A 16,185-nucleotide genomic window follows, 5' to 3' on the forward strand; every position below is an offset into this window, starting at 1 on the left:
TAAGGTTAGTTTTTTTATAAGGATATTTTGATTGTTAAAAGATAAAAGCTCTCATTTTAGTTCTTAATGCTTTGCCATCTTTTTAGAGGCGTAAAACGGTGGTCGTTCAGGAATTGGTCTACCGGATAATAGACCAATGTATCTTTACCTAAAATAGCAGCATCCAAACCGGTGATCTTTTTTGCAGAAGGTTTTATAGTGTATTTCCCGTTTACAGATTCCAGTACATGGGTGACCAGTTCAGAACAATAATATTGGTTGTCATTGTTCAGATCAAAATGAGTGTCAAATTTCAGTTTTTGGGCAGACAGCTTCGTTACTATATTTTTGAAGTGAGCAAAATCTTTTGCCGTGATTTCGTTCACCTGGAGGATGGCTCCTGATTTTACATCCTCATCTTCAGGATTATAAAAATCATCAATATCCTGAACTATAAGCTCTGTTTTTTTATTTTTCTGTTTCTTCTCATCATACAGGATATGAAATAAGGTCATTTTACCATTAAGGAATCCTCCAACGGCCACATGAGAATAGCTGCAATTACTTTTATTATAGGATCTTGCAATTTCTCCGGCCTTGGATTTGGTTTCCCTGTAAAATATATACACCTTATCCTTTTGAAAATGAATACCGCTGTAATAGGACTGACCTCCCTTTTTACAAGAAAAAAGGAAGATCAATACTATTAAAAAGAGTCCTGTTACCCTCTGTTTTTTTATAAAATTCAATGGTGAATTAGATTTTAAGCTGTTATTTCATTGGCATTGAGCATCTGTTTGAGACAGGATGCTTCAGATAATGAATAGTACTAAGACCAAAGTTGTTATTTGTCAAAACAAGATCCGATAAGCCCGCCTACAATTCCTCCAACAAGAGTTCCGATCGGGTAGCCTCCAATCATTGTTCCTATACTCATTCCTGCAATAACACCCACTTCCCAGTACTTGACAAGTCTTGAAGTGTTAAGATAAGTGATAAGGCTGTCGGCATAGACAAGATTATCCTGCTCAAGTGCTGATAAGCTCATAAACTGAGCCTCGTTTTTGAAATCATCTACCGTTACATCTTCATTAATTAACCTTTGATAATAATCCTTATAGCCCGCGGAAAGAAGTTTTGAATTCTGAATATAGTTATCAGCGCCTACTTTATACATCTCCACACTTTCGGCGATCATTTTATTGACGAAATCCACTGTGATCTGAGAACTGTACTGGTTAAGATTCGCAACATCAAGGAAACGATCCAAAATAGTCTGATTCACATATTGAGCCTGTCCGTTCACGATAGGAGGATTTCTCAGCCTTTCTATCAATTTGGGATCGCTTTTTACCTCATCTCTGATGGTATTGGAGGCTTTGACTATAATAGCCGGGTCAAGGTCTATTTTGTTGGTAACCGCGGTGTTGCCGGTATGTTGTGCTGTAAAATTACTGTTTTCTACAACATTGTCATTGGAATCTAAATTTGAACATGCAAGATTAGGTAATAACGCCAGGGAAAGCCACCCAAGCAATAACATGGTTTTTTTCATGAGTAATTTGATTTTGATTAAAAGTTTTTTAGTTCTGATGCGAATGTATTAAATATTTTTTAATTGTATTGTGTTTTGTTTTGATTTTATAAGTTTTTATTTTCAATTTAACATAATTTTTTTTATTGATTCGTACCTGTTCAGGATTAGAAAAATTTGAGATACAATGCAATAGGCAGGTCTAAATTTCTTGCTTTCAATAGATTGTAAGTTCGTTCTGATTTTCACTTTATTTGATTTATTTTTTTCTAAGAAACGGTTATGTTACGAAAAATTTACATTGAAAAATTAAGGGGTAAAATGGTTTTTACCCCTGTTATTGTTAAATAAGTACTCAAATATGAGTTTTTATACAAGATTTTGCATTTGGTAGAACCGTATTGCCTCTTGTTTTAGCGGATTTGTACTCCATTCTTCCCATTCGCCCGTGTAAGGGTTATACCCGCATTTCAATGGCTTGGAAATATCAAGCCCCCGGTGATTGGTTTGTGTACGCTCTGTATACGCTCTGCAATCGGTGCAGATATACCGAAATTCACAATCTTTACAGGTATCCATATGATCTTTAGTAAGATCCCAGTACTGCTTAAAATCTTTACGCTGCAATGCATCTTTCAGGCTTGTATCTTTTATATTACCAAAGCTTTGGGGCATGGCAGGGCAGTTTTTAATATGACCTTCTGCATCAATGGCTATTTTTTTATGGAGGCAGGAATTATGATTAACGGCCTCCAGTACTTTGGGAAGATTGGTGTTGAAATACCTGGAATCAACGACTCCACAATATTTAAAAGAAGTGATTTTTTTTGTCGTATACACCCGGTCAAAGAAGACCTCTTCATCCCAGTAATTAACCATATCATGATCCGCTCCAAAAAATGTAATTCTCGTCAATGGTATGACGGTATTAAGATTTTTAAGGAAGAGCTGATCTACCATAACGGAATAAGGGCAAACCACCTCTAACGATCTGATAGGATAGGTCTGCAAAGAGGCTGCAATGGTACTGAATTCCTGTTCACTAATCCTTTCATAGAATACCAGGACTATATTTTCACATTGTAAATCCGATAACTGCCGAATCAGAAAATCTAAGGTATTGATATTCTCCGGCTTTAGTTCTATAATGGTATTGCTTATTTCCGAGGGATAATTAAATGTTTTATTGAGCGCGGGAAACCAATCATATTCTTCTTCAGTACAGGGAAATCCAAATTCTTTTTCCGTAAGGAATTCCAGATATTCAGCGATGATCTCCTGATTTTCTATCCCATATTCCTCATAGATTTCACTGATGCTTTTTTTAGCATTCAGTGATTCAATGATTTCGTATAAGTCGTTGGGAATGGTCTCGGATACCTGTCTCTGCAAATCGGAAATAACCGATCGGTTATGCCCTTTGGCCAGGATACAGTTGGAGAACATTTTAAAATAATTCATAATAAAATAATAGATTTATAAAAGGGTACTACATCGTATGTATTGGTTTTATGCATCCTGCTGGAACTTATCTTTTTGGATATGATCTTTTCTTTTCGCCTGTCCTTTAGAACAATATGGTTAATGCTCAATGGCAGTTTTTCTTTATTTTCATCAATAATTTTAAAAAAATCTTTATTCTTCATGGTTGAGGTAATGGGCTATTTCCTTTTCTAAATTATAATTGCAGGGCTGGGATACCATCCCGAACTGGCCGATCGGGTTGACTTCTAAAAAGTAATATTGCATCTCTTTAGAAACGATCATATCGATAGAGCCGCAATTGAGCTGCAGGGTTTTCATTAAGGTGGTCAGTTTTTCTTCAATATCTTTTGGTAGGGTAAAAGGAACTGTTCTGTTAGGCTTTTCAAAATTATAGTTTCTGAAATCCACGGCTGTTTTCTTGTCATTTTGAGAAAATATAGCCATTGTCCAGAATTTTCCTCCCAGATAAAAAATCCTGAGTTCATATCTTTTTTCAATATATTCCTGGAAATAGGTGGGCTGAAAGATTTCAATATTTTTCAACATCTTCCGGGTGATGAGTTTTGTATAGACCACACCGAATTTGGTGTCATCCAGCCCCACAATGGAAGACCCTGAAAGTGTCTTTGTAATAAGCCTGGGCGTGGTAGCCATGATCTTTTGCAGCTCTTCAGCCGAGGTAATAATATAATCCTTTGGAACCCGCAATTTTACTTTGCCCGCGATATCGCTTACAATATATTTGTTGACCGTTGAATTATTAAAACTGTTGATATTTCTTTTTAAGGAAATCTCATAATTAAATATTTCCGAAAGATTAACGAATTCCTTCTGTATTAGGGATTGTAGGGGCGCAAAATCCACTTTTTCAGGAACAAAGTTCATATTTCCTCTTCTGTAAAGTACGGCTTTTACTTCTGATAATCTGATGATCCGATTATCCTGTTCGATAGTCATATCATCCTTTATCCAGTTGATATTTGCAGGGAAAAGATTGTTGATAATTACAAAATCTGTGTTTAAATGTCTGAACCAGTTGACGACATCGTTTGTAGAGGTATCTGTTTCCTCAGAAAAAATTAATATCATAGTGATCAATAAAAAGAGAAGAGCATTCCAGAATGCTCTTCAATTACATAGTGTAGATACAATTAATATCTGTTTCTTAATTATCCCAGGTCATTTGACATGCCTTTCCAGACAATAATAGGTCCGGTAGAAACCACAGTACGGTTATCATCATAAGTTACCGTTTGTGTATCAGAACCCTGAGAACTTACACAAGTGATGTTCTCCTGCGGCTGAAGAGTTTGGCTGCCGCCATTGATTAATGATTGGGTGTTTTTTGAAATAATGTTGCTCTCAAACTTAGAGATTGATTGTAATTTTTTCATAGAAAAAAGTTTTTAGGTTATTATGTTTTTATTTAAAATATGCTTTATTCTTCCATAAATAATTGCTTACACTCGGTAAGCCTATTGATTTACGTAAAGAATCAAGTTGCTTTTCATTCTGTACGGGAGCTATGGTGTAATCACGGTTTAAATAGCTTCCGTACATTTGTTTCTTATTGCCGTACAGATAATACTGGTCTATCATATTGGCATAAGAGGTTGGACTGAACTTTCCTTCTGCCACAGCCTTTTTCAGTATGGGAATGAAGTAGTGAAGCCGTATAGAATCCTTAGTGTGCAATAATGGAATATAAAAACTATTGGCATAGCTGCTGTCTCCACTATTCATATAAAAAGTTCCGATCAGTTTCTCATCAGGAACCCCATATTTTTTAAAAATTCTGACCAGTATTTTTTCATTCACCTGATCTATGGAGTCCATTTTTACAGGATCGCTTATATTCATCCGGTAATATTGATCCTTTTTATAAATATCTGCCAGCGTATCTCTTAATCCCGTATTTATTTTCTTTAAAAGCTTATTGTTTTCTAGGGCCACAAGGTTCTCATCGATCTCGTTTTCCTTAAAAATCAGCCCCATAATACTGTCATTTCTTGAACGATTATAAGGATAGCCAAATCTTTTAATAAAGAAAAGAGTATTTTCTTTAAGACTCGATTTATGATCAGTCAGATAAGAGAGCGTAAGATAATTTTTATACTCCTCATAATTGATCTGATTCAAAGGTTCATACACTTTAAACAGCTTGTCTAACTTTTCAAAAGCTTCCTGGTTTTTGCCTATGATGCTTAAGCTGTCAGCCTGATATACCTCCAGATAGTAAGGGATATAGTTGACTTCCTTGGAAAAGTGAATATAACCGTTTTCATTTTTAGAAAAGTGAATACGATGAGCCTCTTTACCCGGGAGTTCCTGCGGAAGATTCATCATTCTGTTGCTTCCACAAGAGACCGCCGCTACTGTCAGAAAGGTAATAAATCCTTTAGAAAACTTCATATCGCTTATCTTTCTTTCATTTTCATTGCTAATTTATAATTAAATATTAAAAAAAGGATATAATTGAATATTTTTTTAGAATTTTTTTTATTAACGGTCTGATAAGATTTGAATGAGTGACTGCTATGTTACGATAGCCGCTTTTTAAATGAGAAACGGTTTCAGATCTTAAGAATTGTTTAAGATATTATGTTAAACATATGTTTAAAAAAACCATAAAGAATAATTAAAATTAAGTTAACAGCCTTCTTCCGAAGATAACGTTGCTTTGCAAAAAAAGGAATGATGGAAAACAACAGCCAACTGAACAGAAGGAGGTTTCTTAAAAATTCATTAATGGCAGCAGGAGGTATTTTTATTGCTCCTTTAATTGAAAGCTGTAAGGATGATTTTACCCATAGTGATGAAAATGCACCGGGCGGTCTTAAAAATGCCGGATTTGAATCCGGAGTAGCGAGTTTCGATCCTACCGCAACCGGAGTCATCATCTGGACAAGATATTCTGTAGGTATGGATGCTGAGATTACCTGGGAAATAAGCAGAAACAGTAATTTTTCAGAAGTGGTAAGGAGAGGAAAGGCCAGCGCAACACAGGTCAACGATTTTACCATTGCAGTAGATGTGCAGGATATCCCGTCCCATACAAAATACTATTACAGATTTTATAACATAAAGACCAAAGAAACCAGTGTCGTTGGTGAAACGCGCACATTGCCTTCAAAAACAGATACTGTAAATGAAGTGAAAATGGCTGTAGTATCCTGTTCTAATTTTCCTGCCGGACTTTTTAATGTATATGGAGCAATTGCCGGCTCTGAAGCCGATGTTGTAGTACATCTTGGAGATTATATCTACGAATATGCCCCCGGACAATACGGAACCAATCCCTATACCAACCAGCTTGGGCGGGCACATCAACCAGCTAAGGAAATCCTGACGCTGAATGACTACCGGGAAAGATACAGACAATACAGAGGAGATAAAAATCTTCAGCTTCTTCATCAGAAAAAACCATTTATCTGTGTATGGGATGATCACGAATTTGCCAATGATACCTATAAATCCGGAGCTGAAAATCATCAGCCTGACGAAGGAGACTTCCAGGCAAGAAAAATGGCCGCATTCCAGGCTTACAGTGAATATATCCCACTTAAAACAGGGAAAGACCTGAGAATTTACAGAAGTTTCAACTTCGGAAATATTGTTTCCCTTTACATGATGGATACCCGGGTGATCGCAAGAGATAAGCAGATGGAGTACTCAGACTATCTGGATAATGCAGGAAACTTTAACCAGGCTCAGTTTAAAACAGACTTTTTAAGCCCCAGCAGAAAGCTGATCGGAAGCGAGCAGATGTCATGGCTGAGCTCCCGGATCAATGCCGATACCGCAAAGTGGAAAGTATTGGGACAGCAGATCTTAATGACCAAAATGATGGTCCCTGCCGAATTGCTGATGGTCCTGAATCAGATTCTGGCAGAAATAAAGATATATGGAAGTGCACAACCGGCTACCATGCTGACTTTGCAGAATACCATTTCTCAATTGGTCGTCCTTAAAATGAGACAAAAACAACAGGATCCCACCCTTACTCCGCAGGAAATAGCAAGACTTACAGCTACATTGCCATATAATCTGGATGCCTGGGATGGATATTTTATGGAAAGAGAGCAGCTGTATTCTGTTCTTGCCGGAAAAAAAGTAATTGTCCTGGCTGGTGATACCCACAATGCATGGCTGGGAAAACTTACCGATGCCCAAGGGAATTCTGTAGGGACGGAACTGGCCTGCAGTTCAGTTTCATCTCCTGGACTTGAAGGTTACCTGGGAATAACCGCAGATCCTGCAAAAGCAATAGAGTTGGCCCAGGCATTTTCAGTACTGATTGATGATCTGGAATATGCCAATCTGTATAAAAGGGGATACCTGCATGTAACATTTACCTCAGGAAGTTCCCAGGCAGAATGGAGGTTTGTAGACAATGTAATTTCCGACACTTATCATACGGTTACAGAGAAAACATATACAATCATATAATTTTATTTTTATTCATAGTTTTAGTAGACTTATCTTATTTTCAATTTTGTATTAAAAGAGCTGCAGCATGCCACTGCAGCTCTTTTCTATATGCTTATTTTTAACTTTTTTCGTATATTGAACCTATGCAAAAGGATATAAGAAAAGAATTTTTGCCATTAGTTTCCAGACCATGGTGGGGGATCACCTGGCTGGCCAGGATTTTCGGATCCCTTTTATTGTTGGGAATGTTTCTTTTCCTTTTAGTATTTCCTGTTCTAATTTGTAAACGGTGGGAAGTGCTTGCTGTCGTTTCAATACTTTATTATCCTGTTTTAGCGATAGGTCTCTATCGTTTTGTACGTCACCTTAAAAAAACAATGAATAGAGCTGTTAAAAGGATTATCGTAGATGATAAAGGAATTCATTATGAAAGAGAGGACGGAAGTGTGGATGAGATTCTTTATATTTATCTGGAAAAATGGTCTTTTGATGAATATGATGTGAGTATCAGCCCCAGAAACAAAATATATGCATTGAAAGTAAATGACAGAGGCGCTGTAACTGAGGTTGATTTTAACGGAGTGGATGCCGGTTTCACTTATTATATCGGAAATTTGAAAGCACTGAGGATAAAATTTATTCAGGGGATTACCTGTTTTAGACCGGATTTGCGTATAGATCCGTTAATCTATGAGGTATACCATATCAATCCTGTCCATGGTAGATTTGATAGAAGAAAGTATTGGATGACTACTTTGAAAATGATTGCCTTCATGCTGCTTATCACTTCAGTATCGGGCTTTTTACTGTATAAACTTGGAAAAATGATCTTTTAAAATAATGTACCGGAATTGATATCGCGGTTTCTTTCACAGATTCCTGCAGCCAGGCGGTTGATTACCCCAAGTATTGGGCAGGTTTCGCAGCGATAGTCTTTATTTTTTCTGTTAAAGTAAAATCAAAGTATAGAGATAATATTTATCAAAAATTATTTAATTTGGTTTAAAATTATTAATTGATAAAACAAATGGTGGAGAATTTTATTTATTATTTAGGACTCGTCCTGGCCATTATTGGGTCTATTATGCTGGCTAATCGTTTGAAAGTGGCATACCCCATTATATTGGTTGTGGCAGGGCTGCTGATCAGTTTTATTCCCGGGCTGCCGGTGATAAAAATTGATCCGGAACTTATATTTATTATCTTTCTGCCTCCGCTGCTGTATGAAGCGGCCTTTGCGGTATCGTGGAAGGAAATATGGAAACTGAGGCGCATCATTACCAGTTTTGCCTTTGTGGTTGTTTTCCTTACGGCCATATCGGTGGCTTTTGTAGCGAATTTGTATATCCCCGGATTTTCACTGGCATTAGGTTTTGTATTGGGAGGAATTGTATCTCCGCCGGATGCGGTGAGTGCCGGAGCTATTTTAAAATTTGTAAAGGTTCCCAAAAATGCAGCCACTGTTTTAGAAGGGGAAAGCCTGTTCAATGACGCTTCTTCTCTTATCATATTCCGGTTTGCAATGGTGGCTGTGGCTACCGGGCAGTTTATCTGGCAGGATGCAGCTTTAAGTTTTGGATGGATGGTCTTTGGAGGCCTTGGAATAGGGATTATACTGGCATTTGTCTTCCTTAAGATTGAAAAAATATTTCCTACCGATGTCAATATGGATGCCATACTCAGTCTTGTAGCTCCCTATGTGATGTATATCGCTGCTGAGGAAGTTCATGCCTCCGGTGTACTGGCGGTTGTAAGCGGCGGGTTATTTCTTTCTGTGAGGAGACATGAAATTTTCCGGACTTCAGAATCCAGGCTGAGAGGCTCTAATGTATGGGGGAGTTTCGTATTTCTTATCAACGGAATCGTATTTTTGCTGATCGGGTTGGATCTTCCGGAAATTATGGTAGGTTTGAATAAAGAGGGAATAAGTCTTTCTGAAGCAGTCTCCTATGGATTATTGATTACAGCAGTATTGATTATTGTGCGTTTTATTGCTTCTTTTGGAGCGGTATTCATCACCTTGATCATGCGGAATTTTATTAACGTAGCCGACAGAGATCCGGGCATGAAAGCTCCCATACTGATGGGCTGGACAGGAATGCGCGGGGTGGTTTCTCTGGCAGCGGCCTTATCCATTCCGGTCATTATGGAAAACGGACAGCCTTTTCCGCATCGTGATCTTATTCTCTTCATTACTTTTGTCGTAATCCTGGTTACTTTGATTCTTCAGGGGCTCACATTACCGGCATTGATCAAGAAACTCAAATTATCCGATTCTAACGGCGGATATCTATCTGAGGAAGAATCAGAACATTTTTTACGAAAAGAGATGCGTCGCGTCGCGTTCAACTATCTTGATGAAAATTATAAAGAACGGAGAAATGAGAACGAATATTTTAACCGTCTGATGGACCGCTGGGAACAGGAAGATCAGGAAGATTCGGTTCATAAGCTGTCTGATGAAGCCAAAGAAATTTATTTTGAGACCCTCGAACAGCAGCGGATCTGGCTTCGGGAAGAAAACAGGCGCAATCCGAATATCGACGAAGAGTATATCAGACATTATTTAACAAGACTGGATCTGGAAGAAGAGAGACTTAGGATGTAAAAAATAAAAGAATGAATTTAGTAAAACAGCTCGGGCAATTCCCTGATGAAAAAAGAAAAGAATATTTCAGTACACTTTCCAATTACAATAACGGAAAGTTTCAGAATATCCTCATTACACCGGCTTTATTGGAAGGTGAGAGTATGACAAAGGCTCTTCTGGGAACCTTACGTAAAATAGAAAATACCTCCCCCCGCACAACGCTCCCGTTTGTGATCACAGACTTGAAAAATCTTCAGCCTCAAGAAAATGTTCTGGTATGGTTTGGACACAGTTCGTATTTCATCCAGATCGATGGTAAACGCTTTTTGATAGATCCTGTTTTCAGCGGGAATGCTTCTCCCATGCCCGGGTCCGTAAAAGCATTTCAGGGAGCAGACTATTATAAACCTGAGCACATGCCGGATATCGACTTTTTACTGATCTCCCATGATCATTGGGATCACCTGGATTATAAGACCGTTCAGGCTTTGAAAAATAAAGTGGGAACGGTTATCTGTGGTTTAGGAACAGGGCAGCACTTTGAATATTGGGGATGGCCTTCAGAAAAAATTGTAGAGAAGAACTGGTGGGAAAGTGTTGATATTGCAGACGGTTTTAAGATTACGCTGACACCGGCAAGACATTTTTCCGGAAGATTATTGAACAGAAATATATCACTCTGGACTTCCTTTGTATTGAAAACTCCAAGCATGAATTTATTTTTAGGAGGAGACAGCGGCTATGGTAATCACTTTACCGAAATAGGAGAGCAGTATGGTCCGTTTGATCTGGCAGTCATGGAATGTGGACAATACAATGAAAAATGGCCCTACATCCATTCTCTGCCGGAACAGATCATTACTGAGGTGAAGGAACTGAAAGCTAAAAACTTTATTCCCGTGCACCATTCAAAATTTAAATTGTCTCAGCACACCTGGTACGAACCTCTGGAGTTGGTTTCAAAATACGCGGAGGAAAATCATCAGCCTATTACATTGCCTGTTATAGGGGAAAAAGTGAACTTACATAAGCTTTATACTGCACCCTGGAAAAAATGGTGGGAAGAATACATCTGATCTTAAGATTGATATATTAAAAAAAACCTGCCTGTATCCGGCAGGTTCTCCCTTATTATAAAAAACAATCACTACTGAGGTTCATTATGGTTTACCTTAGTGTGAATAATATCGTAAAATACACTTGGATTAGCCGTATCAGGAATAATTCTGTAAGTGAATGTCGTTTCGTTCAGGGTAAGGATATCTACAATTCTGGTGAAGATGACAGCTCCTGTCGTGGGATTGATCCCGATCAGAGTTCTTTTCTTTCCGTCAGCAGAAATAGACCATTTTCCCTGAGATCTGAAAACATCGTCCAGCCCCACAATTTTAAATGTTCCGTTCGCCTTGAAATAAGAGAAGCCTACATATCCGGCAACGCTGGCCTCTGTTAACGCTACATTATTTCCGTCTTTATCCTTCACTCCTGTGGTTTCCCATGGAGTAGACGCCAGGGTGAGTTGTCCATTGTCCGGTTCAGCATGAGAAGTTCTTGTATGAATGATGTCGTAGTATAGAGATAGATCAGTAGCGCTAGGGTAGATTCTGTACGTGAATTCATTTTTATTTAAAACAAGAATATCAACATCACGGGTGAAGATGGTAGAACCATCAGGGTTAAGAGCGGTGATCGTTCTTTTTTTACCCTGGGCATCTACAGACCAGGTTCCTCTTGATCGCAATACATCATCCAATCCATAAATAGCGAATTTTCCGTCTCCTTTGAAGTAAGCAAAACCTACATAGCCAGCTACACTGGCATCCGTTAATGCTACAGTATTCCCATTTTTGTCTTTGGCCCCTGTGGTTTCCCATGGAGTAGACGCCAGCACCTGTGAAGGAGTCTGCTGTTCGATAACGATTTCGTCATCATGATCAGAGCATGATACCAAAGGTGCTGATGAAAGCATTGCTGCCAACAGATAACATAATTTTTTCAGTGTATTCATAAGGATAGTATTAAATCTCTGCAAACATATTTCTAATTACAATCAAAACTTTGTATAAAGTATCTCTTTTGTTGTAGAAAATATAACTGCTGATTTTGAATGCTGTAGAATTGATAAAGTCAGGTTGATGGAGATCCCGGATAAAAACTCCTTTTACACTTAATTATTATTTCCCCTTAAAAAACTATTTTTGAATATGAATAACAGAAACCGCGGAAAGAATACAGGTGATGATCCCCTGTTCGGTTCAGAAAAACAGGTCAGTACACTGAAGTGGGCTGTGGAGGACATGCAGTATCTCCTGACGAGAGGGTATGCAGAAAAGGCATCTTCAGAACTTGTCGGAAACAGGTATAGATTAAAAACGAGACAGATACAGGCATTACGGGGAGCATCAGCTTCTGAAGACCAGATTCTGGGCAGGCAATTAAAACACGTAAAAGCGGCATACTTAAAAAATAAAACAGTTTATCTTGACGGTTTTAATATTCTGATCCTGCTGGAAAGCCTGCTTTCTGAAGCTTATATTTTTGAAGGGCTCGACGGTTGCTATCGTGATCTTTCAGGAGTTCACGGGACGTATAAAAGAGTCAGTCAGACATTAAGGGCTGTTGAGCTTGTCGCCTTATTTTTTAAGAAAAATCAAATTCAGAAACTGGTATGGATTTTTGATCAGCCGGTTTCCAACAGCGGAAGAATTAAACAGACTATCCTTGACTTTGCGGTAGAAAATCAATTGAACTGGGAAGCAGCAATGCAGTTCAATCCCGATAAATTCTTAGCTGAAAGTTCAGAAATCATCGTGTCCTCGGATGCCTGGATTCTGGATCACTGTAAAGAATGGTTTAATCTGATTGGTTATTTGATACAGGAAGAAAAACTTCCCGTCAATCTGGTAAAAATAAGGTAAAGGATGAGCTTTTTTGAACACTATATCCCTTTTATTTCAGCTTCCTGGAAGAAGCAGTATCAGGCTGTTTTAGCAGAAGAGCATCTGGAATGTCTTGAAAAAAACATTCAGAAATCTAAAGACCATAGCTTAGCATGGGATCTGCCATACTTTAATGAAGAAATAAAGATTGACCACCAAAAGATTTTCACCAGATTCATCCATATTCTCAATGACAATGTTTCTGATGAGGCTAAAGCAAAGCTCCTGGAGGAAATACCGTTTGAAGACTGGCTTATTGCTTTAGGACAAAGGCTTACCTCTGCCAGCATTCGTGATGAAAATGCAGTTCCTCCTCTTGCTGAAGTCCTTATTGAAGCCTGCCGGCAACCTTTCAACCATGAAATTACCATTGCCCAAAGAGCCTGGGAAAAACATACCGGAAGAATGGATGATCATTTCTGGGGCGAAGTCAAGGGAAATAATCGTCAGAAACAGGAGAAAGTAATGCATAAGATCCATTATATCCTTGAACATAAAACCTGGTGGAATGTTTTCTTTCATTATCAACACGGGCCTGTCTTTGAAGTCAGGGAAAAAGAAGGCCACGGGATCAGGTGGAGCCATGGAGGAACCAGATTAATAGGTTTCCTCGAAAAATTTATCAACGAATAAAAACACATTATTTTTATCTGTGTAAAAAGATTGCGCAGCAGGTTCATAACTTCGCCGCTATAAAAACTGAGTCTATGGATTATTGAAATGAATGGAAAATTATTAAAAAAATGAATACATACATTGATATTGGCATCAACCTGACCAATAAACAGTTCTATAATGAACATGACGAAATTATCAACCGGGCTCTGGACAGCGGAGTGGAACATATCATCCTTACAGGAACAAGTGTGCGGGGAAGCAGGACATCTGCTGAAATAGCAGAAGAATATCCTGAGATTTTATTTTCAACAGCAGGAATTCATCCCCACGATGCCACATCTTTTGCCCCTGAAAATATCCGTGAACTTCGGACACTCCTGAAAAAAGATCATGTAGTTTCAGTAGGAGAATGCGGACTGGATTTTGATCGTGATTTCTCCCCAAGACCCATACAGGAAAAATGTTATCAGGCTCAGCTGGAACTGGCCATAGAAGTCGATAAACCGCTTTTCCTTCATGAAAGATCAGCTTTTAAAAGGTTTAACGAAATAACAGATGATTATCTTTCCCGACTGCCTGAAGCGGTAGTACACTGTTTTACCGGAACGTTGGATGAAGCGAAAGTGTATCTGGATAAAGGATTCTATCTGGGATTTACGGGAGCCATCAGTGATGAGAAGAGATTTAAGCAGCTGGAAGATGTTATCAAATATACTCCACTGGACAGAATGATGATTGAAACAGATGCCCCTTTCATGCTTCCGAAAAATATGCCGAGGATACGGAACAGGCGTAATGAACCTTCTTTTCTGCCTTATGTAGCACAAACGATTGCTCTTTTCAAGAGAATAAGCCTGTCCGAAGTGGCAGAGGAAACCACGGAAACCTCCAGAAATTTTTTCAGATTATAAAAAAGAGCTCTACTGATACAGTAAAGCTCTTTTTTTAGCAAATTGCAAAAAGGCTGATATTGTTGCAAAAAGGAATAGATACCCAGCAGTTTTCCTGTTTTGCCTTTTCGCCCTTCTTTATAAACTTTTCAATGCTGATTCCAAAGCCAGTTCCATCATCGGATTCAAAGCTTTTTCTCTTTCATCAGCTGAAATTTTTTCGTGAGTTGGAATAATGTCAGTCACGGTAAGAATAGTCGCTGCGTTTTTTCCTAAATGTTGGGCATTCGCAAATAATCCGAAGGCTTCCATTTCTACTGCCGGACAGTTATATTTTGTAGCAATAGCAGGAGTGTCAGGATCTTTTCTGTAAAAAATGTCACTACTGTGTACATTGATCGCTTTAGCATGTAATGATAATTCTTTAGCCGTTTCATTAATGGTATCAAAAATGTTTCCCTGGTGGGAAATGATTTCGTCTTCAATTCCCCATGCATATTTAGCATAGGTACTTTCGCTGGCTGCATTTTCAATATTTAAAATATCAAAAAGCTTAAGATCTGTATGATAAGCTCCGCAGGTTCCGATTCTGATGATCGTATCTACTTCATATTCCGTAAATAACTCAAAAGAATAGATCCCGATGCTCGGAAAGCCCATTCCACTGGCACCTACCGTAATTTCTTTTCCTTTATAAAGACCTGTATAATAAAAGATCCCCCGGGTTTTGCTTACCAGTTTTGCGTTTTCTAAATAATTTTCAGCAATATACTGTGCACGAAGCGGATCCCCCGGCTGCAATACTACTTTAGCAATTTCTCCTTTGTTGGCACTGATGTGAATACTCATAATTTTATTTTGACAGGCACAAAGATAATAACTTTTAGATTGCTAGGATCATTGCGAGGAGTGGAATAACGAAGCATCCTTATGAAAATACACTATATAAAATCTTCGGAATAAATGCTTTAAATACGATTTTTGAGTAAGTCTTTTGAAAATGTCATATTTACCTGTATAAAATAGAACAATGCCAATACAGAGCAAGGATAGAATAATGGGGAGCAAATGTGCCAACGGTAAGCCCGTTACTTTTGTCCTGTTTCATAACAATTAAAATTTTAAAAATGAAAATTGAGCATATTGCCATTTGGGTAAAAGACCTGGAAAGGTCCAGAGAATTCTATCAGAAATATTTTAATGCTTTGTCCAATGAAAAGTACCACAATCCGGTCAAAAATTTTGAATCCTATTTTCTGAGTTTTGATAACGGCTGCCGCATTGAAATTATGACCAGGCCGGATCTTAAAGAAAACACAAACTCTTACGAAGCCCAGCAGTTCGGAATCATACATCTTGCTTTTTCAGCAGGAAGCAGGGAAAAAGTAGATGAGCTCACGGAGATTTTAAGAAAAGACGGATACCACGTTGCCGGAGAGCCCCGTACTACAGGTGACGGTTACTACGAAAGTGTCATTCTCGATCCTGAAAATAATATAGTGGAAATAGTAGCCTGATAGGGTTATTGCAAAGAGCTGAATATTAATATGTAAAAACAATTCTACGGATATTTACCGGAAATCTTTGATTTTCTTGCGCCTTAAAAACTATATGACCGGTAATAAATCTTTGAGCCTTTGCGTGATCAGCTTCACTCTTATCAGATAAAAGCAGCCTTCTTACATTCCGGCTTATGAGTTTAATTTATCATGTATTACC

At 38.2% G+C, this 16,185-nt stretch carries 16 protein-coding genes; 8 read left to right on the forward strand and 8 right to left on the reverse strand.

Annotated features, from left to right (window positions below):
* Positions 1-56: 56 nt before the first annotated feature.
* The 6 genes from MUW56_RS14495 to MUW56_RS14520 all read right to left on the reverse strand — a co-directional run bounded on the left by MUW56_RS14495 (position 57) and on the right by MUW56_RS14520 (position 5,410).
* Positions 57-728 (reverse strand): hypothetical protein, encoded by a 672-nt coding sequence (locus MUW56_RS14495; RefSeq protein WP_292013847.1) that lies wholly within the window; start codon positions 726-728, stop codon positions 57-59.
* Between the two features lie 95 nt (positions 729-823).
* Complete coding sequence (locus tag MUW56_RS14500; protein WP_292013848.1) at positions 824-1,534, reverse strand: hypothetical protein; 711 nt, start codon at positions 1,532-1,534, stop codon at positions 824-826.
* A 348-nt stretch (positions 1,535-1,882) separates the two neighbouring features.
* Positions 1,883-2,974: a grasp-with-spasm system SPASM domain peptide maturase gene (gene gwsS, locus MUW56_RS14505; protein ID WP_292013849.1), complete on the reverse strand. Its 1,092-nt coding sequence runs from the start codon at positions 2,972-2,974 to the stop codon at positions 1,883-1,885.
* A gap of 174 nt (positions 2,975-3,148) precedes the next feature.
* Positions 3,149-4,087 carry a grasp-with-spasm system ATP-grasp peptide maturase gene (gene gwsG, locus MUW56_RS14510; protein ID WP_292013850.1) on the reverse strand — a complete coding sequence of 313 codons (939 nt, stop codon included), beginning with the start codon at positions 4,085-4,087 and terminating at the stop codon, positions 3,149-3,151.
* An 80-nt stretch (positions 4,088-4,167) separates the two neighbouring features.
* The gene (locus tag MUW56_RS14515; protein ID WP_292013851.1) at positions 4,168-4,392 is read right to left on the reverse strand and encodes a hypothetical protein; all 225 of its coding nucleotides are present in this window, start codon (positions 4,390-4,392) and stop codon (positions 4,168-4,170) included.
* A 28-nt stretch (positions 4,393-4,420) separates the two neighbouring features.
* Positions 4,421-5,410 carry a hypothetical protein gene (locus MUW56_RS14520; protein WP_292013852.1) on the reverse strand — a complete coding sequence of 330 codons (990 nt, stop codon included), beginning with the start codon at positions 5,408-5,410 and terminating at the stop codon, positions 4,421-4,423.
* Between the two features lie 282 nt (positions 5,411-5,692).
* On the opposite strand from MUW56_RS14520, the gene MUW56_RS14525 reads away from it, so the two are divergent.
* From MUW56_RS14525 to MUW56_RS14540, 4 genes are all read left to right on the forward strand, one after another.
* A complete protein-coding gene (locus MUW56_RS14525; RefSeq protein WP_292013853.1) occupies positions 5,693-7,447 on the forward strand; it encodes an alkaline phosphatase D family protein in 1,755 nt (584 codons plus the stop codon).
* Between the two features lie 125 nt (positions 7,448-7,572).
* On the forward strand, positions 7,573-8,265 hold the full coding sequence (locus tag MUW56_RS14530) for a hypothetical protein (RefSeq protein WP_292013854.1): 693 nt from the start codon (positions 7,573-7,575) through the stop codon (positions 8,263-8,265).
* 191 nt (positions 8,266-8,456) lie between these two features.
* Positions 8,457-10,037 carry a Na+/H+ antiporter gene (locus MUW56_RS14535; RefSeq protein WP_292015417.1) on the forward strand — a complete coding sequence of 527 codons (1,581 nt, stop codon included), beginning with the start codon at positions 8,457-8,459 and terminating at the stop codon, positions 10,035-10,037.
* Positions 10,038-10,048: 11 nt separating this feature from the next.
* On the forward strand, positions 10,049-11,095 hold the full coding sequence (locus tag MUW56_RS14540) for an MBL fold metallo-hydrolase (RefSeq protein WP_292013855.1): 1,047 nt from the start codon (positions 10,049-10,051) through the stop codon (positions 11,093-11,095).
* A 71-nt stretch (positions 11,096-11,166) separates the two neighbouring features.
* Here the strand turns inward: MUW56_RS14540 and MUW56_RS14545 are convergent, their stop codons facing one another.
* Positions 11,167-12,027, reverse strand: coding sequence for a DUF4822 domain-containing protein (locus tag MUW56_RS14545; RefSeq protein WP_292013856.1), 861 nt, complete (start codon positions 12,025-12,027; stop codon positions 11,167-11,169).
* Between the two features lie 196 nt (positions 12,028-12,223).
* Here MUW56_RS14545 and MUW56_RS14550 point away from each other — a divergent pair, with 196 nt between their 5' ends.
* The 3 genes from MUW56_RS14550 to MUW56_RS14560 all read left to right on the forward strand — a co-directional run bounded on the left by MUW56_RS14550 (position 12,224) and on the right by MUW56_RS14560 (position 14,487).
* Complete coding sequence (locus MUW56_RS14550) at positions 12,224-12,937, forward strand: DUF434 domain-containing protein (RefSeq protein WP_292013857.1); 714 nt, start codon at positions 12,224-12,226, stop codon at positions 12,935-12,937.
* A gap of 3 nt (positions 12,938-12,940) precedes the next feature.
* Positions 12,941-13,591, forward strand: a complete 651-nt coding sequence (locus tag MUW56_RS14555) for a hypothetical protein (RefSeq protein ID WP_292013858.1) — start codon at positions 12,941-12,943, stop codon at positions 13,589-13,591.
* 110 nt (positions 13,592-13,701) lie between these two features.
* Positions 13,702-14,487 (forward strand): TatD family hydrolase, encoded by a 786-nt coding sequence (locus tag MUW56_RS14560; RefSeq protein WP_292013859.1) that lies wholly within the window; start codon positions 13,702-13,704, stop codon positions 14,485-14,487.
* 117 nt (positions 14,488-14,604) lie between these two features.
* Here the strand turns inward: MUW56_RS14560 and deoD are convergent, their stop codons facing one another.
* Positions 14,605-15,315 (reverse strand): purine-nucleoside phosphorylase, encoded by a 711-nt coding sequence (gene deoD, locus MUW56_RS14565; protein WP_292013860.1) that lies wholly within the window; start codon positions 15,313-15,315, stop codon positions 14,605-14,607.
* A gap of 278 nt (positions 15,316-15,593) precedes the next feature.
* Between deoD and MUW56_RS14570 the strand changes: the two genes are divergently transcribed.
* On the forward strand, positions 15,594-15,983 hold the full coding sequence (locus tag MUW56_RS14570; RefSeq protein ID WP_292013861.1) for a VOC family protein: 390 nt from the start codon (positions 15,594-15,596) through the stop codon (positions 15,981-15,983).
* The last annotated feature ends 202 nt before the right edge of the window (positions 15,984-16,185 follow it).

The sequence above is a fragment of the Chryseobacterium sp. genome (assembly GCF_022869225.1).
In the GTDB taxonomy this organism is placed as follows: Bacteria; Bacteroidota; Bacteroidia; order Flavobacteriales; family Weeksellaceae; genus Chryseobacterium.

Excerpts from the sequence above, each read along its gene's own strand:
- MUW56_RS14500 (WP_292013848.1), bottom strand. The coding sequence starts at position 1,534 with ATGAAAAAAACCATGTTATTGCTTGGGTGGCTTTCCCTGGCGTTATTA.
- gwsS (WP_292013849.1), bottom strand. The coding sequence starts at position 2,974 with ATGAATTATTTTAAAATGTTCTCCAACTGTATCCTGGCCAAAGGGCAT.
- gwsG (WP_292013850.1), bottom strand. The coding sequence starts at position 4,087 with ATGATATTAATTTTTTCTGAGGAAACAGATACCTCTACAAACGATGTC.
- MUW56_RS14515 (WP_292013851.1), bottom strand. The coding sequence starts at position 4,392 with ATGAAAAAATTACAATCAATCTCTAAGTTTGAGAGCAACATTATTTCA.
- MUW56_RS14520 (WP_292013852.1), bottom strand. The coding sequence starts at position 5,410 with ATGAAGTTTTCTAAAGGATTTATTACCTTTCTGACAGTAGCGGCGGTC.
- MUW56_RS14525 (WP_292013853.1), top strand. The coding sequence starts at position 5,693 with ATGATGGAAAACAACAGCCAACTGAACAGAAGGAGGTTTCTTAAAAAT.
- MUW56_RS14530 (WP_292013854.1), top strand. The coding sequence starts at position 7,573 with ATGCAAAAGGATATAAGAAAAGAATTTTTGCCATTAGTTTCCAGACCA.
- MUW56_RS14535 (WP_292015417.1), top strand. The coding sequence starts at position 8,457 with ATGGTGGAGAATTTTATTTATTATTTAGGACTCGTCCTGGCCATTATT.
- MUW56_RS14540 (WP_292013855.1), top strand. The coding sequence starts at position 10,049 with ATGAATTTAGTAAAACAGCTCGGGCAATTCCCTGATGAAAAAAGAAAA.
- MUW56_RS14545 (WP_292013856.1), bottom strand. The coding sequence starts at position 12,027 with ATGAATACACTGAAAAAATTATGTTATCTGTTGGCAGCAATGCTTTCA.
- MUW56_RS14550 (WP_292013857.1), top strand. The coding sequence starts at position 12,224 with ATGAATAACAGAAACCGCGGAAAGAATACAGGTGATGATCCCCTGTTC.
- MUW56_RS14555 (WP_292013858.1), top strand. The coding sequence starts at position 12,941 with ATGAGCTTTTTTGAACACTATATCCCTTTTATTTCAGCTTCCTGGAAG.
- MUW56_RS14560 (WP_292013859.1), top strand. The coding sequence starts at position 13,702 with ATGAATACATACATTGATATTGGCATCAACCTGACCAATAAACAGTTC.
- deoD (WP_292013860.1), bottom strand. The coding sequence starts at position 15,315 with ATGAGTATTCACATCAGTGCCAACAAAGGAGAAATTGCTAAAGTAGTA.
- MUW56_RS14570 (WP_292013861.1), top strand. The coding sequence starts at position 15,594 with ATGAAAATTGAGCATATTGCCATTTGGGTAAAAGACCTGGAAAGGTCC.